At 43.9% G+C, this 23,766-nt stretch carries 18 protein-coding genes, 6 tRNA genes and 1 riboswitch; of the genes, 6 read left to right on the top strand and 18 right to left on the bottom strand.

Annotated elements, in window-relative coordinates; all coding sequences use genetic code 11:
* Positions 1-58: 58 nt before the first annotated feature.
* A riboswitch (TPP riboswitch) is annotated at positions 59-167 on the bottom strand.
* A 198-nt stretch (positions 168-365) separates the two neighbouring features.
* From FYJ66_RS07485 to murC, 7 genes are all read right to left on the bottom strand, one after another.
* Positions 366-644 (bottom strand): HU family DNA-binding protein, encoded by a 279-nt coding sequence (locus tag FYJ66_RS07485; protein ID WP_077389506.1) that lies wholly within the window; start codon positions 642-644, stop codon positions 366-368.
* Between the two features lie 151 nt (positions 645-795).
* On the bottom strand, positions 796-2,100 hold the full coding sequence (locus FYJ66_RS07480; RefSeq protein ID WP_154572881.1) for an amidohydrolase: 1,305 nt from the start codon (positions 2,098-2,100) through the stop codon (positions 796-798).
* A complete protein-coding gene (mfd, locus tag FYJ66_RS07475; protein WP_154572880.1) occupies positions 2,090-5,458 on the bottom strand; it encodes a transcription-repair coupling factor in 3,369 nt (1,122 codons plus the stop codon). Before mfd ends, FYJ66_RS07480 begins: the two co-directional genes overlap by 11 nt.
* A gap of 44 nt (positions 5,459-5,502) precedes the next feature.
* Positions 5,503-6,078, bottom strand: a complete 576-nt coding sequence (pth, locus tag FYJ66_RS07470) for an aminoacyl-tRNA hydrolase (RefSeq protein ID WP_154572879.1) — start codon at positions 6,076-6,078, stop codon at positions 5,503-5,505.
* A gap of 117 nt (positions 6,079-6,195) precedes the next feature.
* Positions 6,196-7,149, bottom strand: coding sequence for a ribose-phosphate diphosphokinase (locus FYJ66_RS07465; protein WP_154572878.1), 954 nt, complete (start codon positions 7,147-7,149; stop codon positions 6,196-6,198).
* A gap of 94 nt (positions 7,150-7,243) precedes the next feature.
* A complete protein-coding gene (locus FYJ66_RS07460) occupies positions 7,244-7,951 on the bottom strand; it encodes a DapH/DapD/GlmU-related protein (protein WP_154572877.1) in 708 nt (235 codons plus the stop codon).
* Between the two features lie 79 nt (positions 7,952-8,030).
* Entirely contained in the window at positions 8,031-9,413 is a 1,383-nt protein-coding gene (murC, locus tag FYJ66_RS07455) for a UDP-N-acetylmuramate--L-alanine ligase (RefSeq protein WP_154572876.1), read from the bottom strand.
* Positions 9,414-9,594: 181 nt separating this feature from the next.
* Between murC and purR the strand changes: the two genes are divergently transcribed.
* From purR to FYJ66_RS07440, 3 genes are all read left to right on the top strand, one after another.
* Entirely contained in the window at positions 9,595-10,410 is an 816-nt protein-coding gene (gene purR, locus FYJ66_RS07450; protein WP_154572875.1) for a pur operon repressor, read from the top strand.
* Between the two features lie 331 nt (positions 10,411-10,741).
* The gene (gene spoVG / locus FYJ66_RS07445) at positions 10,742-11,050 is read left to right on the top strand and encodes a septation regulator SpoVG (RefSeq protein WP_154572874.1); all 309 of its coding nucleotides are present in this window, start codon (positions 10,742-10,744) and stop codon (positions 11,048-11,050) included.
* A gap of 122 nt (positions 11,051-11,172) precedes the next feature.
* Positions 11,173-11,994, top strand: a complete 822-nt coding sequence (locus FYJ66_RS07440) for a PHP-associated domain-containing protein (RefSeq protein WP_154572873.1) — start codon at positions 11,173-11,175, stop codon at positions 11,992-11,994.
* Positions 11,995-12,196: 202 nt separating this feature from the next.
* Here the strand turns inward: FYJ66_RS07440 and FYJ66_RS07435 are convergent.
* The 6 genes from FYJ66_RS07435 to FYJ66_RS07410 all read right to left on the bottom strand — a co-directional run bounded on the left by FYJ66_RS07435 (position 12,197) and on the right by FYJ66_RS07410 (position 12,707).
* Positions 12,197-12,270, bottom strand: a tRNA-Cys gene (locus FYJ66_RS07435).
* A gap of 2 nt (positions 12,271-12,272) precedes the next feature.
* A tRNA-Gln gene (locus tag FYJ66_RS07430) sits at positions 12,273-12,347 on the bottom strand.
* A gap of 38 nt (positions 12,348-12,385) precedes the next feature.
* A tRNA-His gene (locus tag FYJ66_RS07425) sits at positions 12,386-12,461 on the bottom strand.
* Between the two features lie 6 nt (positions 12,462-12,467).
* Positions 12,468-12,544, bottom strand: a tRNA-Asp gene (locus FYJ66_RS07420).
* A 6-nt stretch (positions 12,545-12,550) separates the two neighbouring features.
* A tRNA-Val gene (locus tag FYJ66_RS07415) sits at positions 12,551-12,626 on the bottom strand.
* A 4-nt stretch (positions 12,627-12,630) separates the two neighbouring features.
* A tRNA-Met gene (locus FYJ66_RS07410) sits at positions 12,631-12,707 on the bottom strand.
* Between the two features lie 292 nt (positions 12,708-12,999).
* On the opposite strand from FYJ66_RS07410, the gene lgt reads away from it, so the two are divergent.
* From lgt to FYJ66_RS07390, 3 genes are all read left to right on the top strand, one after another.
* Positions 13,000-14,442, top strand: a complete 1,443-nt coding sequence (lgt, locus tag FYJ66_RS09525; protein ID WP_154572872.1) for a prolipoprotein diacylglyceryl transferase — start codon at positions 13,000-13,002, stop codon at positions 14,440-14,442.
* 129 nt (positions 14,443-14,571) lie between these two features.
* Positions 14,572-15,663: a redox-regulated ATPase YchF gene (gene ychF, locus FYJ66_RS07400; RefSeq protein WP_154572871.1), complete on the top strand. Its 1,092-nt coding sequence runs from the start codon at positions 14,572-14,574 to the stop codon at positions 15,661-15,663.
* 494 nt (positions 15,664-16,157) lie between these two features.
* A complete protein-coding gene (locus tag FYJ66_RS07390; RefSeq protein WP_154572869.1) occupies positions 16,158-17,231 on the top strand; it encodes a ribonuclease H-like domain-containing protein in 1,074 nt (357 codons plus the stop codon).
* A gap of 136 nt (positions 17,232-17,367) precedes the next feature.
* On the opposite strand, the gene FYJ66_RS07385 is transcribed toward FYJ66_RS07390, so the two are convergent.
* The 5 genes from FYJ66_RS07385 to FYJ66_RS07365 all read right to left on the bottom strand — a co-directional run bounded on the left by FYJ66_RS07385 (position 17,368) and on the right by FYJ66_RS07365 (position 23,543).
* Positions 17,368-19,275: an aminopeptidase P family N-terminal domain-containing protein gene (locus FYJ66_RS07385; RefSeq protein WP_154572868.1), complete on the bottom strand. Its 1,908-nt coding sequence runs from the start codon at positions 19,273-19,275 to the stop codon at positions 17,368-17,370.
* Positions 19,276-19,313: 38 nt separating this feature from the next.
* Entirely contained in the window at positions 19,314-20,660 is a 1,347-nt protein-coding gene (locus FYJ66_RS07380) for a DNA methyltransferase (RefSeq protein WP_154572867.1), read from the bottom strand.
* 4 nt (positions 20,661-20,664) lie between these two features.
* Entirely contained in the window at positions 20,665-21,552 is an 888-nt protein-coding gene (hslO, locus tag FYJ66_RS07375; protein WP_154572866.1) for an Hsp33 family molecular chaperone HslO, read from the bottom strand.
* Positions 21,553-21,729: 177 nt separating this feature from the next.
* On the bottom strand, positions 21,730-22,152 hold the full coding sequence (locus tag FYJ66_RS07370; protein ID WP_154572865.1) for a hypothetical protein: 423 nt from the start codon (positions 22,150-22,152) through the stop codon (positions 21,730-21,732).
* 119 nt (positions 22,153-22,271) lie between these two features.
* Positions 22,272-23,543 carry a serine hydroxymethyltransferase gene (locus FYJ66_RS07365; RefSeq protein ID WP_154572864.1) on the bottom strand — a complete coding sequence of 424 codons (1,272 nt, stop codon included), beginning with the start codon at positions 23,541-23,543 and terminating at the stop codon, positions 22,272-22,274.
* Positions 23,544-23,766 lie beyond the last annotated feature (223 nt).

The following is a 23,766-nucleotide window of genomic DNA, read 5'->3' as shown; positions in this document are numbered from 1 at the left end:
CCCCTGTCTTCGTTTTCTCACAAAAGAAAAATCCGCACTGCAGAGTAGCAATGCGGACCGTGTATGTTAATATCATCCCTACGCAGAAATTACTCTGATCAGGTAATAAGGATTTATGTCTGCTCGCCATATCTCAGCCCAGTTCAGGGCACTCCTTTGATAAAACTATTCAGTTGTCATCCCAACGGAAATAATAATCTCCTGTGAACAGATTGTCAAGGACACCGGTAACCCAAACCACCGGAGGTTTGTCTTGAAGCTAAAGCTTTCGTACTCCACCGGCTTAAACGTCTTTTCACTAAAGATCACATCTAAAAAAGACAGACAGCCTTAAGCCATCCGTCTTTAATCACAAGCATGTTACACTACTTGTTTACAGCATCCTTCAGGGACTTTCCGGCCTTGAAAACAGGTGCCTTTGAAGCAGGGATATCGATAACAGTATCTGGCTTCTGAGGATTTCTGCCCTTTCTTGCCTTTCTGGATCTGGTCTCGAATGTTCCGAAACCGATGAGTCTTACGCTGTCACCAGCTACCAGTGACTCCTCTATTGTTCCAAGAACTGCGTCCAGAGCAGCCTCTGCGTCCTTCTTCTTGAATCCAGTCTTATCTGCAACCTTGCTTACCAACTCGGCCTTGTTCATAACTTTCCTCCTTAGTGAGATTCAACTGCTACTATTATACGAACGCCTTCTGAAAGTGTCAACAACATACATCAAATTTTGTCGTATTTTTCAACGATTTTAGCCCTTTCATCACTTTCTGGACAGAGTAATCCGCCATTATCCTCGGGAACTATACTCTGCCTCCCACTCTTATTCTGGCTTCCTTTGTCATAGCAATTGCCTTCTCCACATCAATGGTGTCGTATTCTCCATTATTATATATCACCCTGCCGTCAACCATAGTCAGAAGAACATCTTTACCGTCAGCTGAAAACACCAGAGCCGTTGGAACATCTTCTATTGGCTGCATGTTTACTGTATCCAGATCGACTACTATCAGATCTGCATGCCATCCTTCCTTTATAAGTCCGCAGCTCCTTCTTCCCTGAGCCATGGCACCAGCCCTTGTTGCGCTGTAAAGCACCTTACGGGGATCCATGGCTGCCGCATCACCGCTTACTGCTTTTCCAAGAAGAGCAAATACCTTCATTTCCTCAAAAAAGTTCAGGCTGTTGTTGCTTGAAGGCCCGTCTGTTCCAATTGCCACATTTATTCCTGCCTTATACAGTTCCGGAACATTGCAGAATCCGCTGGCAAGCTTCATATTGCTGACAGGATTGCTGGCAACAGTAACATTCTTTGATGCAAGAATCTTTCTGTCTTCATCCGTAAGCCATACGCAGTGGGCAGCAGTTGTGTTCTGGTCAAAAATACCCATAGAATCCAGATATTCTACTGGCGACTTGCCATTATGCCTCTCCCTGCACCCTTCCGTTTCAAACTTTGTCTCAGCAACATGAACGTGCATGTTTACATCGTACTTTCTGGCTGTTTCAGCCACCAGAAGAGTTGTATCATCATCGTTTGAGTACTCTGCATGGAGACCGGCATCTGCTTTAATTCTACCTTCTCCAAAACCATCATACATCTTGATAACGTCAACCATGTCTTTATAAAACTGAAGATTTTCCGGCTTCTCGTGTCCGAAATTAGTAACGGCCCTGCTGACGTTTGCTTTCATGCGGCTTTCCATATAGGCTTTTACCATATCATCCACAAACATGTACATATCAGTTGTGGAAACTATTCCAAACCTGGCAGATTCCGCCATGCTCAACATTGTTCCCCAATATACCGCATCTCCGTCCAGCTGAGCTTCAAAGGGAAAAATTCTCTCGTTCAGCCAACGGTCCAGAGGCAGTCCCTCTCCATAACCTCTCAGCAGTGACATGGGAGAATGGCCATGGGCGTTATAGAATCCAGGCATTAGAACTTTTCCTCTTCCGTCGTATACTGGTCCCAGATTTCCCTCGTAAGCCTTTCCTTCAGGCCTTTTATCTCCGATATAAACAATCCTGTCTCCGAAGGTCAGAACATACTTATCTGGTTTATAGTTGAAATTTTCGTCCAGTATTCCGATGTTTTCAAATAGCATTTTCTCCTCCTGACTGAAATTCTTCCGCCTTTTCGTTAAGTGTCTCCATAAGGCCAAGGACCTGATCTGCAATAGGTTTATTTTTTTCAGGGAAAAAGTCAAGTTCCGGGTTGTCGCCACTTCTGATGGCAAGGCGCTGACCAAATTCCTGTTTGGACATTACCAGCACATAGGCGTTGACATGGTTCTCACTTCCGAAGTTAACCCTGATTTTCCTGCCTGAAATATTAATCTCCTCAGCTCCTATTCTTTCAGCTGCGCTCCTGATCTCTGCAACCTTAATAAGATTCATGACTGTATCAGGAATATCTCCGAATCTGTCAATAAGCTCGTTAATAACGTCTTCTGCGTCTTCTCTGGTCCAGATCCTTGCGATCTTCCTGTATGCCTGAAGCTTCAGGGATTCATCTGAAATATATGATTCAGGGATCTTTGCCGGCAAATCCAGATTGATGGTGATTTCTGCCCTGGTCTCTGTTACGGTTTCTCCTTTCAGCTTTCTGACTGCCCTGTCTATTTCCTTGCAGTACAGCTCATAACCTATTCCCGCAATATGACCGCTCTGAGCTTCTCCCAGCACGTTTCCTGCGCCTCTCAGTTCCAGGTCGCGCATTGATATTTTAAACCCTGCTCCGAATTCCGTAAACTCCCTGATGGTGCTCAATCTTTTTTCTGCAATTTCAGTAAGCTGTTTCTGCGGATCGTACATCAGGTATGCGTAGGCCAGCTTATCTGACCTGCCAACCCTGCCCCTCAGCTGATACAGCTGTGACAGGCCGAATCTGTCTGCATTTAAAATAATAATCGTATTTGCGTTTGGTATGTCGATTCCATTTTCAATGATGGTTGTTGCCACCAGGACGTTTGTCTTTCCTTCGGTGAAATCTATCATAACGTTTTCCAGGGTCTTCTCCCCCATCTGACCGTGACCTACGGCAACCCTGGCCTCCGGTACAAGATGCTGGATGTTTTCTGCAATATCCTTGATTCCACGAACCCTGTTTGATATTACATAAGCCTGACCATTTCTGGACAGCTCTCTTGAGATTACGCTGGAGATCAGGTCTTCATCATATGGAGTAACAAAGGTCTGAACAGGCAGTCTGTCTCCTGGCGGTTCTTCTATCATGCTGATATCTTTGATTCCTGTAAGCGACATGTTAAGAGTCCTTGGAATCGGAGTAGCAGAAAGAGTGAGAACATCTACGCTCTTCCTGAGCATCTTGATTTTCTCTTTGTGCTTAACTCCGAACCGCTGTTCTTCGTCGATTACGAGAAGGCCAAGGTCCTTGAATTTGATATCATTAGACAGGAGGCGATGGGTTCCTACAACGAAATCAATATTTCCGTTCTTAAGTCCCTGAATTATTTTTTTCTGCTGTTCCTCGTCTCTGAACCTTGAAAGCATTTCGATGTTAAATGGATAATTGCTGAGCCTCTCTTTCAGATTGTGATAGTGCTGATCCACCAGCAGTGTGGTAGGTGCCAGAAGGACAGCCTGCTTTCCTTCTGCCAGGCACTTGAAAATGGCTCTTGCAGCCACTTCTGTTTTGCCATATCCCACGTCTCCGCAAAGGAGCCTGTCCATAGGCAGAGGTTTTTCCATATCTTCTTTTATCTCGTGGATTGCCTGAAGCTGGTCATCAGTTTCTTCGTAGGGAAACTCATCTTCAAATTCCTTCTGCCACACCGTATCCTGAGAGAATGGATAGCCACCGGCTTCCTGCCTCTGGGCATAGAGTTTTACAAGGTCCTCAGCAATGGCCTCTATGGCTTTTCTTGCTTTTTGCCTTGCATTCCGCCAATCTCCCCCAGAAAGCTTTGAAAGTCTCGGGGCTTCCCCCTCGTTTCCAATATATTTCTGTACTATGTCCAGCTGTTCCGTGGGGATGTAAAGAACATCGCTGCCGGCGTAGTGGATTTTCAAATAATCACTGGAATCTCCTCCTCTTTCCAGAGAAACGATTCCCTCAAACCTTCCTATACCATGGGTTTCATGTACCACATAGTCGCCTTTCTGAAGGTCTGCAAAATCGATGGAGTTCTTTCCCTTCCGGTGTTTTTTCGTTCTCCGTTTCTTTATGTCCGGAAAAATATCACCTTCAGTTATGATGCTCAGCTTCTCGTCCTGTATAACCATTCCGGAGCTGAGATCCCCCACCTCGTAGGAAATGGAGCCCCGTACAGCAGAATCATTCAGATACTCTCTGATTCTTTCGGATCTGTCACCTGATGCAGTTACTATTTTTACTTTATAACCCCTGCTCAGCCAGTACTTCATGTCACTGGCAAATAGCTGAAGCTGACCGTTGTACGAAGAGGCCTGCCTTCCCTGAACGGAAACTGTCTCAAAATCACCAGTTTTGTTTTCACTTCCCGACTGGAAAGGTGTGAATGTTGCAATATTTTCCCGTTCAAAAGCCTTTAGAAAAGCCCCTTTATCCTGATATTCAGGGATGGACTGGATAACCCTGTCCGGATCTGACACCATGAGAAGCCCGTCATCCAGGTAATCCCACAGGTAGTTGTCACCTTCATTGAAATAATTCATATAATCCCCGAATATTCTGGGGCTTGCACCTGTTGTGAAAAGCTCGCTGATCCTGTTCCTGATATCCTTTAATCTGTCAATCCGGCCGTCTTCAACATCTTCATCACCATGCTGATCCATACATTCCTGAATTCTGCTGTCATACTCACTGAGGATTTTCTCCAGAGCGCTGTTCAGCTCATCTCTGTCCGGAACTATCTCTGCAGCAGGACAGAGTCTCACTGCATCCAGGTTATCAACGGATCTCTGGTTCTCAGGATCAAAAGTCCTGATGGAATCGATTTCATCATCAAAAAACTCTATTCTCACCGGATATTCATTTCCCGGAGGAAACACGTCTATTATTCCTCCACGCACACTGAACTCTCCTGGATTTTCCGTTACCGGCGCAGGTGAATACCCTCCTTTTACAAGAGCGTTTCTGAGTTCATCCGGATCGCATATCTGGCCTGTCTTCAGATGCTGTACAGATGCAGCAAACCGCTCTTTTCTCTCCAGCTTTCTCATGGCTGCCGAAACAGGTGCAACCACGATTACCGGATCCGGTCCTGTAAGTCCATCCAGTGCAGTTATCCTCTTTGCCAGCCCATCTGTATCCCTTGCCTCGTACACAATGCGGATGTCATCTTCCTCCGGCATGGTGAAGATCTTTGTTCCTTCGGGCATGAAAAAAGACAGGTCACTAGCCATAAGTCCGGCGGCCTTCTCCGTTGAAACGATCATTAGAGTTTTTTTGTTTTTCTCCGCCAGTTTAGAACCGTAATAAGCGATTCTGCTGCCGGTGACGCCACAATATTCTTTCTTCATTTTCTCTCCGTGAAAAATTCTTGTCACTCTGCGAGATTAAAGGGCTATTCGCTTTTGTCCCGCTTCGTGTTGTTCCTGTTCATGGCCAGGTCAATGCCTGATTCTATATAGTCTTCAACTGCATCGGCTCCCAGTGATGCAGCCTGGTTCAGCTGTATCTGCTCTTCTTTCGGAACCTTCCCGATTACGAAATTGACCATTGAACTTTTTTCCGGAGCTCCGATTCCAAGCCTTAGTCTGGGAAAATCCTTATATCCCAGTTCTCCCACAACAGACCTCATTCCATTATGGGTTCCCGGCCCTCCCGATTTACGAAGTCTTATATTTCCAAGGGGAAGGTCCAGATCATCGTATACCACCATCAGATCCTGATGATCAGCTTTGTAAAAGTTCATGACCTGAGAGATGGACTGACCGCTAAGGTTCATGAAGGTCTGGGGTTTAACAAGGAGAACCTTTTTCCCTCTGATAATTCCCTGACCTGTCAGTGCCTTGAATTGAGATTTATTAACACTTATTCCATATCTCTCTGCCAGAATATCTATAACATGGAAGCCCATGTTGTGCCTTGTCTTATCGTACTTTGCTCCCGGATTTCCCAGGCCTGCGATTATATACATATAGTTGTATCCTCATTAATTCACAAAAGGCAACGGACCCATTTGAACCCGTTGCCTCTCATATTACCCTTTTATCATGCTATTACGGACATACTGTTTCGTCCCGCTGCTGACAACCTACTTATCGAACAGGTCGCTGATTGAGCCGTGTGTATAAACTCTTGTAAGAACCTCTGCGAAAATCGGTGCAACTGACAGGAACTTCATCTTATCAAGCTTCTTTTCCTCAGGAATAGGCAGTGTGTTCAAAAGTACCATTTCCTTGATTGCACTCTTCTCGATTCTTTCAATAGCAGGACCTGAAAGTACTGCATGTGTTGCACAAGCATATACTTCCTTAGCGCCCATCTCTTTAATTGCATTGGCAGCATTTGTGATAGTGCCAGCCGTGTCGATCATATCATCAAGAATAATGCAGTTCTTTCCATTGATATCTCCGATGATGTTCATGATCTCGCTCTTGTTAGGCTCAGGTCTTCTCTTATCAACAATGGCAATCGGGCAGTTCAGCTTTTCTGCCATGTTCCTTGCTCTTGTAACACTTCCGTGATCAGGTGATACAACTACAACATCATCCAGATCCTTCTTCATGAAATACTGACAGAGAATAGGCATTCCCAGCAGATGGTCAACAGGAATATCGAAATATCCCTGAATCTGATTAGCATGAAGATCCATTGTAATCACCCTGTCCACACCTGCAGCTGTCAGCATATTGGCCACCAGCTTAGATGTGATTGGATCTCTTGCCTTTGCCTTTCTGTCCTGACGGGCATATCCATAATAAGGGATAACGGCATTGACGCTTCCTGCAGAGGCTCTCTTCATTGCGTCAGCCATAATAAGCAGCTCCATAAGATTGTCGTTTACCGGATCACCTGTAGGCTGGATGATAAAGCAGTCTCTGCCTCTGACAGATTCCCAGATGCTGACTGAAATCTCTCCGTCGCTGAACTTGTTGACCGTGGCCTTACCAAGCTCTACACCCATGATGTCGGCGATCTCTTTTGCAAGTTCCGGATGTGCGTTACCTGCGAAGAGTTTCATATTTGCAAATACGTCTTTGTCCATTTGAATGAATCCCCCTATGTGTATTGTCTCCAGTGCATTGTATGTAAAAACCGCATACGGTATCTACCAGATTTGTATAGCTCTAAGGCTGTGATTAATTATCCTGATCCTTCTTGAGAATCTTTCTCTTTTTTACCCATCCCTCTTTGTTTGTCTGTCTGGATCTTCCAATACAAAGGGAATCATCTGGCACATCTTCAGTTATAGTAGTGCCTGCAGCTACATAAACACCTTCTCCCAGGTGTACCGGTGCGATCAGGTTGGAATTGCACCCAACGAAAGAATCGTCACCTACTGTGCTTCTGTATTTCTTTGCCCCGTCGTAGTTAACAAAAACAACGCCGCAGCCCAGGTTAACATTCTTTCCCACATCTGCATCACCGATGTAGGTAAGATGGCTGGATTTGCTTCCATTGCCCATGCTGGAATTCTTTACTTCCACAAAATCTCCCACCTTGCATCCATCTCCAATGGTGCTGCCCGGTCTGATATAAGCAAAAGGCCCTACATGAGTGTCCTCACCAACTTTGCTGTCATAAATATACGATGCTTCAACATCTGTTCTGCATCCGATTTCAGAATTTCTGATTACCGATGACTGGCCTATGTGAGCACCTGATCTGATAACTGTGTCTCCCTGAAGGGTAACATTTGGTCCAATAAGAGCTCCGGCTTCTATAACTACTGACTCATCGATATATGCGGAGTAGATGTCAACGAACTCTACCCCATCATCTTCCAGTCTCTTTCTGTTAGCCTCAAGTCTGGCTTTTTCACGTTCTCTATACTCTTCTATATTCATTCTGCTTCCTATCTGTTTTGTTTTTTGGAAAAAAAGATTTCATTCCTTGGCAACTGGCGGCATTCCCGGGGAATTCCTGTTACTCCGCAGTTCCCAGTATGATTTTTCCTACTTTATACACATCTCCGGCACCCATTGTAATGACGATATCGTCTTTACCTGCATGCCTTGTAATGAATCTGGCAATATCAGGAAAATCCTGAATGTAGTTGATATCCATTTCAGGATGTTTCTCCTTCATTGCCTGAACCAGCTTGTAGGAAGAAACTCCGTATACGTCCTTCTCCCTGGCTGCATATATGTCGGTCACAATAAGTGTGTCCACATCTGTAAACGCATCCTCAAACTGATCGAAAAGAGCCTTTGTCCTCGTATATGTGTGAGGCTGGAAAATACACCAGAGCTTGTTATGCTTAACGTTTCTGGCAGCTTTAAGAGTTGCCTTTATCTCTGTAGGATGATGTGCATAGTCATCGATTACCTTAACTCCATTGCCAGTCACACCAATGAAGTCAAACCTTCTATGTGGTCCGTGGAAATTCATCAGGGTATCACAGATTACTTCATCAGACACTCCCAGGAAATGACAGGTTGCATAGGCAGCCATAGAGTTCAGCACATTGTGTTCTCCAGGTACACCCAGGTGAATATGGCACAGGGTTTCTCCGTTGCTGCAGATGTCGTACTCAGGATATCCGGACTCATCGAAGGAAATATTCTCTGCATAATACTTATTTCCCTCTGAGTAACCGTATGTAATAGTGTTCTTTACGCCTCTGAGGACTTCCTTTACAAAAGGATTCTCTCCATATGCAACTACGGTGCCGTCCTCAGGAATCTGTGTGACAAATTGTCTGAATGAAGCCTTAATATGATCGATATCCTTGAAATAGTCAAGATGATCAGAATCGATGTTAAGAAGAACCCCAAGAGAAGGTCTGAGATTCAGGAAACTGTCCATATACTCACAGGCCTCTGTTACGAAATACTTGTGTTCACCGATCTCTACGTTTCCGTCAATCTCCGGAACATTACCGCCGACAAGGATGGTAGGCTTGTAATTAGCATTCCTCAAGATAAGAGAAATCATCGACGTAGTTGTGGTCTTACCATGAGTTCCACAAATGGCAACACTTTCCTGAAAATGTTCCATAATGGCACCCAGCATCTGAGCTCTTGTGATCTCAGGGATTCCCAGCTCTCTTGCTCTGACCATCTCCGGATTATCATCTGCAACAGCAACTGAATAAACAATCAGGTCCACACCCTCTACGTTCTCGGGAGCGTGTTTGTAGTAAACTTTTATTCCAATGCTCTCCAGATGTTCTGTAACCTCAGACTTCTTCATGTCTGTTCCGGTAACAATGTAACCGGCGTTATTGAGAATCTCGGCTACTGCGGACAAGCCGATTCCGCCAATACCAAGACAATGTATCCTTTTATATTTTGAGATATCTGTCAATATCTGCACCTCCAAATTCAAATCATGCGGAATTATTATATTCCATTTCTAAAACCTTTACAAGAAATATAGAAATGAGTTCAACAGTATACTTATTTTTTCACCATAATTCCGTACAATAAAGAACAAATTGACATTCTTCGTTCAATATTTAAAATAAATAAAAAACGGAGGAACATGTATGAAAAAGAATAAGCGTGTGGCCGCTCTTTTAACAGAGCTGTCCCTGAACCCAAACAAAATCTATCCCTCCAGATATTTCTGTGAAAAATTCGATATAGCTAAATCCAGCCTCAGTGAAGATATAAAGGCTGCTGACGAGATTACCAGGGAACTTGGTCACGGTTTTATAGAAACCATACCAGGTGTCGGCGGCGGTATCAGAATGAGGCCGGGGATTTCTTCTGAAGAAGCCTCCGCATTCCAGGAACAGATGTGCAATAAGCTCATGGACCCTTCAAGAATACTGGGCGGCGGATTTTTGTACACCTCGGATATTATGTTTGACAGCCACATGATAAGAGACATGGCTCTCATTCTGGCTCACTACTTCAGGGACACTGAAGCTGATTATGTGGTAACTGTGGAGACAAAAGGAATACCCCTTGCAGAAATGACTGCTCTCATGCTGAACGTTCCAATGGTCGTAGTAAGAAGAGAACCTAAATACAGCGAAGGCTCCACTGTCAGCATAAACTATTTTTCCGGATCCTATGAACGCATACAGAAGATGTCCATATCAAAGAGGGCTGTGAACAACGGTGCTTCCGCCATAATTATTGATGATTTTATGAGAGGCGGCGGAAGTCTCAAAGGACTGACGGAAATACTGTCTGAGTTCAACATAACGGTAAATGGTGCGGGGGTGGCAATGGCCTCCAGAGAACCGGAGAAGAAAAAAATCTCCAACTACTTCCCTATCGTTTACCTTGACAACATTGATGAGGAAAACAAAACAATAAAGGTTTCCCCTAACTCAATTGATAACTGGTATTAAACAGCCCTTCACATTGATTATTTTATGACAATGTCCATAAAACATGGTTCGGTATTAGGGTTTTCTTAGATTTTCACATAAAAATTCTTCTTTCCTGCTATGAAGTTCCCTTCACGGCAGGATTTTTTGAATTCATTTATCCAGAACTACATTCCTTGATGAACTAATTATTTCATCTTTAATCAACCGTTTCCACGGCATTCATTGTGCAATGTATTATTTTTTGACATTAATAATGTCAGATTGATGAAGTAAATTATGCAGTTTATAATTAATCAAACCACGTGCACGATGCACTGTTTTTCTTAGTGGTACGGAAAGGCGGTCTGTAATGGAAATCACAGATGTAAGAGTACGCAGAATCTGCGATGAGGATAAAATGAAGGCCATAGTATCAATAACAATGGATGGAGAATTTGCGGTGCATGATATTAAGCTGATTGACGGCGCCAATGGACTGTTCATTGCAATGCCCAGCAAGAAGTTAGGCAAGGGAGAATTCAGAGATATTGCTCATCCCCTTTCCTCCACAACCAGGGAGAAGATCAAGACCGCAGTTTTTGCAGAATATAACAGAGTAAAGGAAATTCTTGAATCCAATCCGGAGATGGAACTTTCAGATGTATATAAAGAAGAGTGATTTTATTCCCATAAAGTTTCAATAGTTTCATACAGCTGTCAAGGAAACCTAATATAATACATGCATGATCACAGTGAATAAATTGATCTGGAAAGTAAGGTGACATCAATTTGAGATTTGATATGCATTGTCATACAAAATATGGTTCTATTGATGCAAAAGTATCCATTACTGATTATGTCAGGCTTCTTTCCGAAAAAGGATACCAGGGAATGCTGGTTACCGACCATGATTCATATGATGGATACAATGTATGGAAGAAAACTCCACTTAGCAGGGAGACGGATTTTGTCGTTCTGAAAGGTATCGAGTACGATACTAGAGACGCTGGCCATTTTATTGTCATCATGCCTGATGGTGTAGAAATCAAAGCTCTATCAATAAGAGGAATGTCTGTTAACTCCCTGATTGAGCTGGTACACAAATACGACGGCATTCTTGGTCCTGCCCATCCTTTCGGAATCCGCAGCTCAAGTGCCATGCTTTTTCACCGGCTGAAAAAAGACGCATCAATATTGAATGACTTCGATTTCATTGAAGCCTTCAACTCTTGTGAATCAAAAGAAGCCAACAGATTGTCTGACGCCCTTACATATGAGTATATGAAGCCTGGTTTCGGCGGATCTGATTCTCACGACTACAAATATGTTGGAATGGGATATACAGACATAGATGCTGAAATCAGATCTAACGATGATTTAATAGATGCCATTCGGCAAGGTGTTCCAATCACCTGCGGCGGAAAGGAACGAGGATGGACCTTCAAATCCATGAATGCCCATGCTTTCTATTCTGTCTACGGTTTCATGCTTTATAACAAGGGACTGGGAGCCCTGCTTTCTCCATACAGATCCTACAAGATCCGCAAGGCTGGTTCAGTAGACGACCGCCGCATTAAATTAAGAAAAAATACTAAGAGCGCTGCAAAGAAAAGAGAAAGCTAGACGCAGCTTTAGTCTTATGTTTGTTTTTATAAATACATGCCCTGCCGGCATGGATTTATTGTTTGAGGTGATTTAACAGTATCAAAAAATATATAAAAAAACAGAGCCCGAAGGCCCTGTTTCAACGCTACAACATGCCGTGGTTTTCCACCTTACTCCTCCGAAAAAAAGAAGCCCAGCATACGCTGAACCCCTTCTGTTATGGAGGCGACACCCAGATTTGAACTGGGGATAAAGGTTTTGCAGACCTCTGCCTTACCACTTGGCTATGTCGCCATTGGCTAGGGTAGCAGGATTCGAACCTGCGCATGACGGAATCAGAATCCGTTGCCTTACCACTTGGCTATACCCCATCATTACTTATTTAATTATCCTCACCCCATTTATAAATTGGGGTGGGTAGTGGGATTCGAACCCACGCATACAGGAACCACAACCCTGTGTCTTAACCGCTTGACGATACCCACCGCAATTGGCGACCGGGAACGGGCTCGAACCGTCGACCTCCAGCGTGACAGGCTGGCATTCTAACCAACTGAACTACCCGGCCATAAATTGGTGGACGCTATAGGGCTCGAACCTATGACCCTCTGCTTGTAAGGCAGATGCTCTCCCAGCTGAGCTAAGCGTCCAAATTGGTAGCGGCGGGTGGACTCGAACCACCGACCTTTCGGGTATGAACCGAACGCTCTAGCCAGCTAAGCTACGCCGCCAAATGTTTGCTGTCATCAGGACTGCGAATGTTATTTTACTCTTGTGGGCCTTTTGTGTCAACCCCTTTTTTTAACAATTTTTCATTCGCTTGTGCAGTGTCCGAACCTTCAAGAGAAACGTGGTTCGTTCACCGCACTTGTGATATACTACCACAGTGTGAAGCAAAATGCACATACTTTTTTGAAAGTTTGGAAATAATTATTTCAGATCAGTTTTCCTGCCTCTGTATTTCCAACATTAACACATCTTTTATTGTACCATATTTATTTTAATATATTGGAGGAATTCATCATGACAGCACCAAATCCTGTAGCTTTTACTATTGCAGGACTAGACATCCGATGGTACGGAATCCTCATTTCCCTGGGAGTAGTTCTTGCCGTCATCATCAGTTATATCAGAGCCCCTAAACATGGCATAGAACAGGAAAATGTCCTTGATGCCGCTATCTGGCTCCTTCCCTTCGGAATAATCGGTGCCAGAGCCTATTACGTCATTTTCAGCTGGGACTTGTACAAAAATAATCTTTCCGAGATTTTCAATATTCGTGGAGGCGGTCTTGCCATCCACGGAGGTTTGATTTTCGGAATCCTGGGTGTATTCATAATGTGCCGCCTCAAGAAAGTGGATTTTCTATCACTTCTTGATCTTCTTGCACCATCAGTAGCCCTTGCACAGGCCATCGGCCGTTGGGGCAACTTCTTTAACAGTGAAGCTCATGGAACTCCCACTAATCTTCCCTGGGCAATTGAAGTTGCCGGCCAGAAGGTACATCCAACATTTCTATATGAATCAATTTGGTGTTTCGCCCTCTTCTTGTTTCTTATCATTATTGACAGAAATGGATCCTTCAGGGGAAAAATTTTCTCTTTATATGGCATGCTCTATTCCCTGGAGAGGTTTTTTGTTGAATCCCTTAGGACTGACAGCCTGATGATCGGACCCTTCAGACAGGCACAGGTAATCAGCGTTGCCTTTTTCATCTTCTCTCTGATTTTATTCATTGTGTGCAAATCAAGAGCAGGAAAAAAAGGAAACACAGCTGTTGCTTCAACATCAACAAAGAAAAAAGCTGAAAAAGCAGAAAGAAAAGCAGAAAAGAAGGCTAAAAAAGAAGCAAAGAAAGCTGAAAGAGAAAGTCTTGATAAATCAGCTGAGGTTAATGAATCTTCGAAGGCTCCTTTCACAGATCCTGTTGAAGAGATGAAACTAAACAAGGAAAAAACTCTTACAGTAGTAAAGGCCCCTGACGAGAATCTGGATACCACAGGCGAATTCGATTTCTCCGGAATTGATGAGGCAGAAGAAAACGTAATTACACTGGATAGCCCGGTAAACGAAAAAACCGATTCCAGCCATTATTTGATGCCTGATTTTGATGAAAAACCTGTCCTTAATACAAAACCGAAAGAAGCAGATAAAGCCCAGGCTGTGGCCAAGGCCGTAGAAGCAGAACTTGAGAAAGTTATTTCCAAGGAAACTCAAACAGATGAGGTGCTTCAGCATCAGCTGGACAAAGAAGCAGAAAAATATCAGGACACCACCCTGGAGGACAAGTACTTCCAGCAGGCAGCTGAAACATCCAGCGAAATAGACAGGGCCTTCGGCCAGTCCTCTTCTGGAAGTGAGGACTCCAGTTCCAGTGAATCTCAATGGAAAGAAGACTCTGATCCATCTTTCTACGTAAGAGGAAGAGGACGAGCAAACAGGCACAGCTACGATGAGGAAGAGTAGATAATATCTGGCTGCCCCTAGCGTTCATTCTTGCCACTCAGGGATGAAAACGTTATACTTACTAGTTGTGTCCAGGTATTTCAAATCCAGAACACAGTTTTAAACACAGATTAAGGAGATTATCAATTTATGAAACTTGGTATAGTCGGTCTGCCAAACGTAGGCAAAAGCACCCTTTTCAACGCCATTACAAAGGCCGGTGCTGAAGCGGCAAATTATCCATTCTGCACCATAGAGCCAAATATTGGTGTGGTTACAGTCCCTGACAAAAGGCTTCAGGTACTCCATGAAATATATAATTCGAAAAAGACTATCTATACAACTATTGAGTTCTGCGATATTGCTGGTCTTGTAAAAGGAGCTTCCAAAGGCGAAGGTCTGGGCAATAAGTTTCTTGGTCATATCAGAGAGACACAGGCTATCGTCCATGTTGTACGCTGTTTTGAAGATGAAAACATTGTCCATGTAAACGGACATATTGATCCTGTAGACGACATCGAGACCATTAACATGGAGCTCATCTTTGCTGATCTTGAGGTAATCGAAAAGGCTATCGCTAAGGTTACAAAGAGTCTGAAAGCAGATAAAAAACAGGCCGGCAACCTTAAAACACTGGAAATGGCAAAGGAATGGCTGGAAGCTGGAAAGCCCCTCCGTACCCTGGAGTTAGATGAAGACCAGCAGGAATTTATGAAGTCTTATGATTTTCTCACATCAAAGGCAGTAATCTACGCTGCAAACATTTCCGAAGACGATATTGGAAACGAAGACAACAAATACGTTAAGGCTGTAAAGGAATATGCCGCTGAAGAAGGTTCTGGTTGTGTAACCATCTGTGCAGAGATTGAAGCAGAGATGGCTGAACTGGAGGATGATGAGCGTCAGGCATTCCTGGAAGACCTTGGCATAGAAGAGTCAGGTCTTGATAAGCTGATCAAGGCATCTTACAGACTTCTGGACCTTATCTCCTATCTGACTGCAGGTGAGCCGGAAGTCCGAGCCTGGACTATAAAAGAAGGCACAAAGGCACCACAGGCTGCCGGAAAGATCCACTCTGATTTTGAAAAAGGCTTTATACGTGCGGAGACCATCTCCTACGATGATTTAATCTCCTGCGGCGGTTCCCTGGCAAAAGCCAGAGAAAAGGGCCTGATAAGATCAGAGGGCAAGGACTATGTAGTGAAAGACGGCGACGTAATACATTTCCTCTTCAATGTCTAAACAGTCAATCAGAAATATACATTTTTCATTAAAAACTATAGCCGGCAGATGCAAAATATTGTTTGCACCTGCCGGATTTATTATGTTCAAATATATGACTGAAAACAGGTGATTGGTTAGAACAGTATACAAATTGTTAAAACCTTATATTTTAACAATCCAATTTCATACTGTACGAATTTTTACAATCTGTTTTTTATTCATCTTTGTAGTTATATGACATCGCAAGCTCTATTTATGATGTCATCGTTTCAGATATTTTATTGATTTTCCTCCTTGACTTGGCTATAATACTTATAGAGATTATCTCCCTGATAATCTCTATAATCTCTAGTCCCAATACCCTTTTTACGGAAAGAAACTGCTCCCCTGCGGTTTCTTTTCTTTTTTGCATTATTCCATGTCTTAATATTATAATCCACCTTCCCTTTTCCTTCCCTCTTTCAACATTAAATTATTTTGTACTTTTCCCATTCATAGGTTATCATTACCCTATGAAAAAATTTACACGCAGATATTCATTTTCCCATGAAATGGGATCAATAACGAAGAGATGGTTTGATGACCTTACTCCATGTGTTTACGATATTGAAACCACAGGTCTTTCACGCACCAGCGACAGAATCATTCTTACTGCCATGCTGATACCTGATGAACGAGGAGCCGAGATAACTCAATTCCTTGCCGAATCTCCCTTTGAAGAAGATCAGGTTCTTGAAGCCACTGTAAATCACATGAATGACAGAGCCATTGACTATCTCATAACTTACAATGGTGCAAGTTTTGATGTGCCCTTTACCCAGGAGAGAGTTGACAGATGTCACCTTCCCTATTCTGCCGCCTACTATGATTTTGACCTTTACCGTTTTCTCCGGACATATTCCATTCTTCCTGGGGAAATTGGTTCTATTTCTCAGAAAAATGTTGAAGATTTTTTCGGTATAGGCGGTTCAAGAAGAGATATAATCACAGGTCGTGAAAGCGTCAAGCTGTTCAAGGAGTATGTTATAGACGGAAGTCCGGTGAAGGAAAAAATAATACTGACACATAACCGGGAAGATGTTCTACAGCTGTACAAGCTTTTTTGTACACTAACAGCAACGGATTTTACGTCCATCCTCAAGGCTGGAATTATCCCTGAGGCTGCTCTTGGGAAAACAGGACTACCTGCAGCCGGAGGCCTTCTCACAGTAAGGCCAAGGCCCTCAAAAGGCCGGCTTAAGGTTACAGGCAGTCAGAACTGTGCCAGGCTCATTAATACGGGATCAGGGGGGCCTTTCAACGGCGTAAAGTTCTCCTCTGACCCCCAGGACATAGCCGGAGAGTTCCGGGAAAAGACATCAGATTTTACAGCTGACATCCCCGTTATCAGGAAAGGTGATTCGGCATTCGCAGATCTTACCATATTTGATCCAGAACTTGATAACCTTTCGTATTTTTCAGATCTGCCCGGATATGTCAACGGATTTCTTGTTCTTGCCGAGGACGGCATAATGAAAGACACAGAAGTTAATTCTCTGTCCGTATGGGTTGCTGAAAGGCTGAGAAACGATTTGCTGAAACAATAAAGAGCACTTTAAGAACATTTTAAAAGGCTGCATTTCTCTTGATCTGCAGCCTTTTTCCATGTATTCATGTTATTCAATGGTTCAGAAATCTGGAATACGGCAGCTGGGACAACATAATGGGGGCCCCTGCTGTTACTTATCGTATTCTGATTTCAAACCTTTTCTTAAGCCATTTGACCATGTCCTCATCTTCCAGTTGGCTGAAAATATCAATAATTGAGTCATTATAATCTTTCAGCTCCATTACTTCCCTGTAGGAAAGCATTTTAAAGTCAATTAGTCTTGGATCAAAGGGTGCTAATGTAGTAGCCTCTGAAATTATCATTCCCTTCGGTATATACTTAGAACGATCTGGTGCCACCGATTCGGCTATCTTGTTTGCTGAACGGAAAATATAGCAGCTTTCCAGGGTAATATCACCCCAGTGTGGACAAAGGGCAACTGCCATATTACATTTTATCTCCGTTCCTCCATCTGGATTGCTCCAGTCCAGCCACAATGGACCAGATGCCGCTGCTGTTCTGCTGCCAATATTCCAGCCTGAGGGCCCTTCATAATCAAACATAGCATTCCAGAAGCTCTTTCTGAATATACAATCAAACTGGCTGTCCAGTATCCCCTTTGGAAAAATGCTGGCATCCACATTCATAAAAGCCTTTACAGCTACAGTGTTGAAATATACCACCCCGGGATCAGGTTTTCCTAAAGCTATGGTTCTTGCAAGAGTAGATGTTCCATTTACGTAGTTGCTGCCAAACCTTACCATAACCGAATTGCCGTATTTTTCCAGCTCCACCGGCCTTGACTCTGAGACGAAGGTCTCAGGATCACGAAACTGATTAATTTTTTCCTTTACCTTTTCAAGGCTGATTTCTTTACCAGAACCTTCATCCATCCATTTCATGAGCTGACACATAACTATGGAATCAAGGAGGGCTGCTTTTCTGGCTCCTCCCATTTGTTCTGGACTGAGTACTGCCCTTTCTCCTGAAATCAGATTTGCTCCGGATATTACGCCTACCTCCGATTCGAAAAGGAAGTTAAGGGCCAGTGATGCATTACATGCCTCAGGATCGATTATGACCCGCTCTTCCCTGATGTTTTCCATGGACTGATAAAACTGTCCATAATCACATATTTCCACCTCTGCTTCTTCAAGCTTACTTCTGGTCTTCCCGCTGAAGCTTCCCTGAGGCAGATAGAGACGGGCTTCATTCATGGTAATGTAAGCGTAGGCAAGGGGCAGCCTGCCGTAATCTCCACCCTCTCCTCCGATTCCGAAAATCCATGAAATGTCATCCAGATCGATAACAGGAAGTCCTGCTTCTGGTGCAACCCCCATCATCTTCTTTCGGATGAGGCTCAGTCTTCCGGCAATACTGTTGAGGTTCTCCCTCTCTTCCAGCCGGTCGCTGTGGCGTATCATAGACTTGTCTTCATCAGGAAGTTCTGGATATAGATAGACATTGCCAGGTCTCAGCTCCCCTCTGTCTTTCCATATCTCTCCAACCAGATCTATTGTAGGGCTTATATTCACCGCTCCCATCTGATAAGGTGTTTCCATTTCCCTGATTATGCCGTCAAGAAAGGCAAATGAAAAACATCTTCCATCAAAACCTATCAGTGTTTTCTTTTCGGCCTTAACGTCCAGTTCCCCTTCTTCCCAGTCGATACTAGTTGAAATATCTCCATTTAATATTTCCTGCATGGTAGCAGCGGAGAAGGCTCTGAAGAAATCAGTCAGGTTTGAGATCTCGTCATCCGGATTATCCTTAATGTGCACCACTATCTCGGTGTCTTTCAAGGCTTCCCTGGCTGCAGCTCCAAAGGAATCCACAGTCCAGAAGTGGGCGTTCTCCTGGGTTACCAGAAGCACACCGTCCTTGACCGGACAGCCCGTGAGATATTTCAGCTGGTGAAAATACTCTGGCGGAAAATAATTCAAATGGTGATCTTCGTTGGTAACCATGTAAAGATCAATATTGCTCTCCGCCATCTTTTTTCTCAAAGCCTTAAGGCGCATTTCAGTACTGGTAAGAGACATACCTGAAACCCTCCACAAGTTCTCTATACGAAGAAATCTTACATTTCATAGAAATATTCTTTTCCAAAAACATCTACCGCAATAAATGCAATTTTGCCTCTGGAAATAAATCTTATGTTGTCAAAATCATCTGTGACAGCCATCTCAGCTCCAAAGGACTGGTCATACCAAGGATCCACAATAATATAGTCCAGCAGGCTTACCGGATCATTTTCTATGAGATCGTGGATGAAACTTCTGTCCTTCAGAGGAATGTGCCCCTCATCTACCTGAGGAACAAATTTGTCCAGGGAGAAAGTGAAAAAGCTCTTACCGTTTTCCAGTTCGTCTCTGGAAACCATGTTGAGCTTGAGGCATCCTTTTACAGGTTCCTGGTCATCTCTGTCAACATCCTTCATACAAACATATGAACCATCAATGCTGCTTATCCTCTTCTTCGCCATGGAAACAGCCATTTCTTCTGTATCACAGCCTATCCATCTTCTTCCCATTCGCTGGGCTGCCTCCAGAAAAGATCCCGAACCGCAGAAGAAGTCTGCTACAAGGTCTCCTTCTTTGCTGGAGGCCTCAAGTATACGAGCCATGAGTTCCATTGGTTTCTGAGTTGCATATCCGGTTCTTTCTCCAGAGGTCCTTCCTACCATGTCGATAGACCAGACATCCTTCATATTCACCAGTGTATACCAGCCGTTATCATCCTGATACTCACTTACCCCCTTGAAACGATATGGCTTGAAGTCCCTGTTGTACGACTTCTCCTTGGGAACATTGAAATAGTACTTGTCCGTCTTGCTGTAAACAAGAATGGTGTCGTGCTTTCTGGAAAAGTGTTTCTTAGTGCTGCCCCCGGACTTGTATTTCCAGATTATTTCATTAATAAATCTGGAATACCCGAAGATCTCGTCCATAACCACCTTAACATAGTGGGAAGAATGCCAGTCCAGATGAATGTATATGGATCCAGTGTCAGAAAGGAGCATCTTCATTAAATACAGGCGGCTGGTAATATTTCTGATGTAGTATTCCAGGCTTCTTTCGAAGGTGTCGTCATATGCAAGATGCCTGACCTTCCTGCTCTTGCCCCTGTCATCACGAAGCTCTACAGTGGCGTCATATTTGGCTTTTGTAAAGAAGGGCGGATCTATGTAAATAAGCTGGATCTTCCCTTCGAAACCGTTTTCAAGAAGCCACAGCATGTATTCCATGTTGTCCCCTAAAGTGATAATTGACGGATCTCCCTGGCCCCTATCAAAAAGATGGTCTTCAGACCTGAAGAATCTGGTTTTGCTGGCCGTTCCGGTCTTTTCAGACATTTCTTCCAGCCGGGTTTCCGCAAGTATCAGACCCTGTTCCAGCCCCCTGTTAAGCTGCATTAGCTCGTTCACTGGCCTATTCTCCTTTTTTGTTGTTTTTCTGGATCTCTTTCAGATCTTCTATTGTAAAATTATATGTCTTGTTGCAGAAGTGACACTTTACCTCTATTGTCTCTCCATCGTCGATCATTTCCTGAATATCTTTTGGATCAATGGTTGCGAGGGCGAATGCAACCTTCTCTTTTGAACAATTGCAGTGGAACCTTATATCCCTTTTCTCTGTAATCTGGAGATCCAGTCCCCCAAGAATCTCTTCAAGGATATCCTCGGGACTCATGCCTCTTTCAAGCATTGAGGTAACAGAATCTATTCTGCTTATGCTCTTCTCTACGGCAGAAATGACTTCCTCAGATGCATCCGGCATCATCTGGATTATAAATCCCCCTGCCTCTTTAACATGCTGGTCCCTGTCCACCATAACGCCAAGTCCTACAGCCGAAGGAGTCTGTTCTGAAACAGTAAAGTAATACGCCAGGTCATCACCTATCTCCCCTGTCTGAAGTTCCACCTGTCCACTGTAAGGTTCCTTCAACCCAAGATCCATGCTTACTGTGAGAGTTCCATTTCCTATTGCTCCGCCTACATCGAGCTTTCCCGCATACTTCCTTGGAATATCAACAAAAGGCTGGAAAGGATATCCCTTTACGTTTCCGTGACTGTCTGCAGTAACTGTAAGTCCCTGGGCCGGGCCATCACCTCTTATGCCCAGGGTAACAATATCATCATCGCCCTTCATCATTGCACCCATCATTGCGCCTGCAGAAAGAAGTCTTCCAAGGGCTGCCGTTATTACAGGAAGTGTTGTGTGGCGCTGTCTTGCTTCCTCTACAATTCCTGTGGAACTAACAGCAAATGCGCGTATCATTTCATTTGCTGCTGTTGCTCTTACTATATAATCTTTCATTTGTTTTTCCCATTCTTTCTTTTCGTGATTTTTCGTGGAATTTTCCACCATTGTACTGTCTGTTCCCTCTTCTTTGCAAATTTACTTTACAGCTGATAAATTCCTACTCAGAAAAAGGCCCCGGTTAAACCGGAGCCTGATTCGCCTTATTAAATAATGAAGTCCACTGAGCCCAGATCAGTTAAGAATCTGGCAGCCATCAAAGTCAACGCCTATCATTTCCTCCAGCTCAGCACTGATGCTTACAACAAAGTCAATGCCATAATCCTTTGAAATATCCTTGATCTTGTTGATGAAGCTTGGCAGTACCTCAAGGGAGAAATCTGCGTGCTTCATAACGCCGTCCAGATAAATAGTATCGATGTCGTTGTCAGAGCTGATGATTCCGAAGATAAATCCAATGTATTCATCTTCATTAGTGATATGCACGAAATCCTCCATGCAGACTACCCTGATCCTGTAGTCAAGGTCGTAAATCAGCCTGGAATTCTTATTGATAAAGATCGTGCTCCCTTTGCCCTCTTCAGCGCTGTTGTTAGCCAGCTGGATCATTGTCTTAGTCTTCCCGCTGCCCTTGTGTCCTACCAGTAATTTAACCATGGCGGCTTCCTCCTTATCTTGCTTCTTTCGGAAATTATACAACAGATAGTTGTGCTGTTCAATGACAATTCACCATGTATGTAATCCCCGGTGAAAAATTCATCAGATCGAAAGAATTATTATGCCTGAGCCTCCGCAGCTTTCTCGTCATCCAGCTCTTTTACAACCTCGTCGATTCTGTGAGCGACTTTGATGAAGTCCTCTTCCTTGTATCCTCTTGTTGTCATAGGAGCTGTTCCGATTCTTACTCCGCTGGTCTGGAATGGAGAACGCTTCTCATTTGGGACGCAGTTCTTATTCAGTGTTATTCCCACCTCATCCAGTCTGTTCTGCAGGTCTTTGCCGCTGAATGGGTGATCAGACAGATCCAGCAGGAAAAGATGATTATCTGTACCGCCAGTTACTACCTTATATCCCATCTTCAGGAACTCGTCGCAGAAAGCCTTGCAGTTTACTACTACCTGGTGTGCGTATTCCTTGAACTCCGGCTTCAGCGCCTCCTCAGCGCAAACAGCTTTTCCTGCAATGATGTGCTCCAGAGGGCCGCCCTGTGCATAAGGGAATACTGCGCTGTCTACAGCCTTTGCAAACTCAGTTCTGCAGAAAATCAGACCGCCCCTTGGTCCTCTCAGTGTCTTGTGTGTTGTTGTAGTAATGATGTCGGCATATCCGAATGGTGAGATATGCTCTCCTCCTGCTACCAGACCTGCGATATGTGCCATATCTACCATGAACAGAGCTCCTACGCTCTTGGCAATCTCTGCAAATCTTGGGAAATCAATAGTTCTGGAATATGCGCTTGCACCTGTGAGAATCAGCTTAGGGTGAAGTTCCTTCGCCTTCTTCTCAACGTCGTCCATGTCGATGTATCCATCATCTTTTACTGAATAGAAATGTACATCGTACAGAGTTCCGCTGAAGTTTACAGAAGAACCATGTGTCAGGTGTCCGCCATCGTCCAGGCTCAGTGAAAGGATGGTGTCTCCCGGATTGAGAACTGCTTTGTATGCAGCAAAGTTGGCCTGAGAACCACTGTGTGGCTGAACATTTACATGATAATCTGTGTTGAAAACTTCTCTCCACTTATCGCAGCAGTACTCTTCCAGCTTATCAACGATCTGTGTACCGCCGTAATATCTGCCCTTGTTTCCTGAATGTCTTGTAACCGGCTTTCCAGGATATCCTTCGGCATACTTCCATGACAGGCAGCTGCCACAGGCAGCCATAACAGCCTCAGAACAATAGTTCTCCGAAGCAATCAACTCAACGTTGTTCTTCTGCCTGTTATACTCTTCTTCTACCAGATCAGCCACCGTTGGAGAAACCTTGCGGATCTCAGCGATGTCTGTCTGATTGTAGGTGCTGTTGTCATTTCCGTTTCTGTCAAACATTTCGATAACCCATCCTTTCAAATGAATGATAACCTATGCCCTTTTCAGGCTAAAATATAAACTTGAAAAATATTACAGCCGGAAGTCTGAACTCCATTATTCAATCTTCTTCCGGCCACAATAACTTAGTAAGTGTTACCTGTGTACAGCACAGCCCCTCCAGGCAGCATCTGTACTCCGGGCCACAGCTCAATGAAGATACAACCCCATATCTCCATCTTAA

Source organism: Allobaileyella intestinalis (assembly GCF_009695865.1).
Taxonomy (GTDB): Bacteria; Bacillota; Clostridia; order Peptostreptococcales; family Anaerovoracaceae; genus Allobaileyella; species Allobaileyella intestinalis.
The sequence above is the reverse complement of the archived record's forward strand: the minus strand, read 5'-3'. Positions and strand labels throughout refer to the sequence as shown.

Coding starts and splice junctions, on each gene's coding strand:
- lgt (WP_154572872.1), top strand. CDS start 13,000: ATGACAGCACCAAATCCTGTAGCTTTTACTATTGCAGGACTAGACATC.
- FYJ66_RS07385 (WP_154572868.1), bottom strand. CDS start 19,275: ATGTCTCTTACCAGTACTGAAATGCGCCTTAAGGCTTTGAGAAAAAAG.
- ychF (WP_154572871.1), top strand. CDS start 14,572: ATGAAACTTGGTATAGTCGGTCTGCCAAACGTAGGCAAAAGCACCCTT.
- mfd (WP_154572880.1), bottom strand. CDS start 5,458: ATGAAGAAAGAATATTGTGGCGTCACCGGCAGCAGAATCGCTTATTAC.
- hslO (WP_154572866.1), bottom strand. CDS start 21,552: ATGAAAGATTATATAGTAAGAGCAACAGCAGCAAATGAAATGATACGC.
- FYJ66_RS07390 (WP_154572869.1), top strand. CDS start 16,158: ATGAAAAAATTTACACGCAGATATTCATTTTCCCATGAAATGGGATCA.
- FYJ66_RS07480 (WP_154572881.1), bottom strand. CDS start 2,100: ATGCTATTTGAAAACATCGGAATACTGGACGAAAATTTCAACTATAAA.
- FYJ66_RS07460 (WP_154572877.1), bottom strand. CDS start 7,951: ATGAATATAGAAGAGTATAGAGAACGTGAAAAAGCCAGACTTGAGGCT.
- FYJ66_RS07370 (WP_154572865.1), bottom strand. CDS start 22,152: ATGGTTAAATTACTGGTAGGACACAAGGGCAGCGGGAAGACTAAGACA.
- spoVG (WP_154572874.1), top strand. CDS start 10,742: ATGGAAATCACAGATGTAAGAGTACGCAGAATCTGCGATGAGGATAAA.
- FYJ66_RS07365 (WP_154572864.1), bottom strand. CDS start 23,543: ATGTTTGACAGAAACGGAAATGACAACAGCACCTACAATCAGACAGAC.
- FYJ66_RS07485 (WP_077389506.1), bottom strand. CDS start 644: ATGAACAAGGCCGAGTTGGTAAGCAAGGTTGCAGATAAGACTGGATTC.
- FYJ66_RS07465 (WP_154572878.1), bottom strand. CDS start 7,149: ATGGACAAAGACGTATTTGCAAATATGAAACTCTTCGCAGGTAACGCA.
- purR (WP_154572875.1), top strand. CDS start 9,595: ATGAAAAAGAATAAGCGTGTGGCCGCTCTTTTAACAGAGCTGTCCCTG.
- pth (WP_154572879.1), bottom strand. CDS start 6,078: ATGTATATAATCGCAGGCCTGGGAAATCCGGGAGCAAAGTACGATAAG.
- FYJ66_RS07440 (WP_154572873.1), top strand. CDS start 11,173: ATGCATTGTCATACAAAATATGGTTCTATTGATGCAAAAGTATCCATT.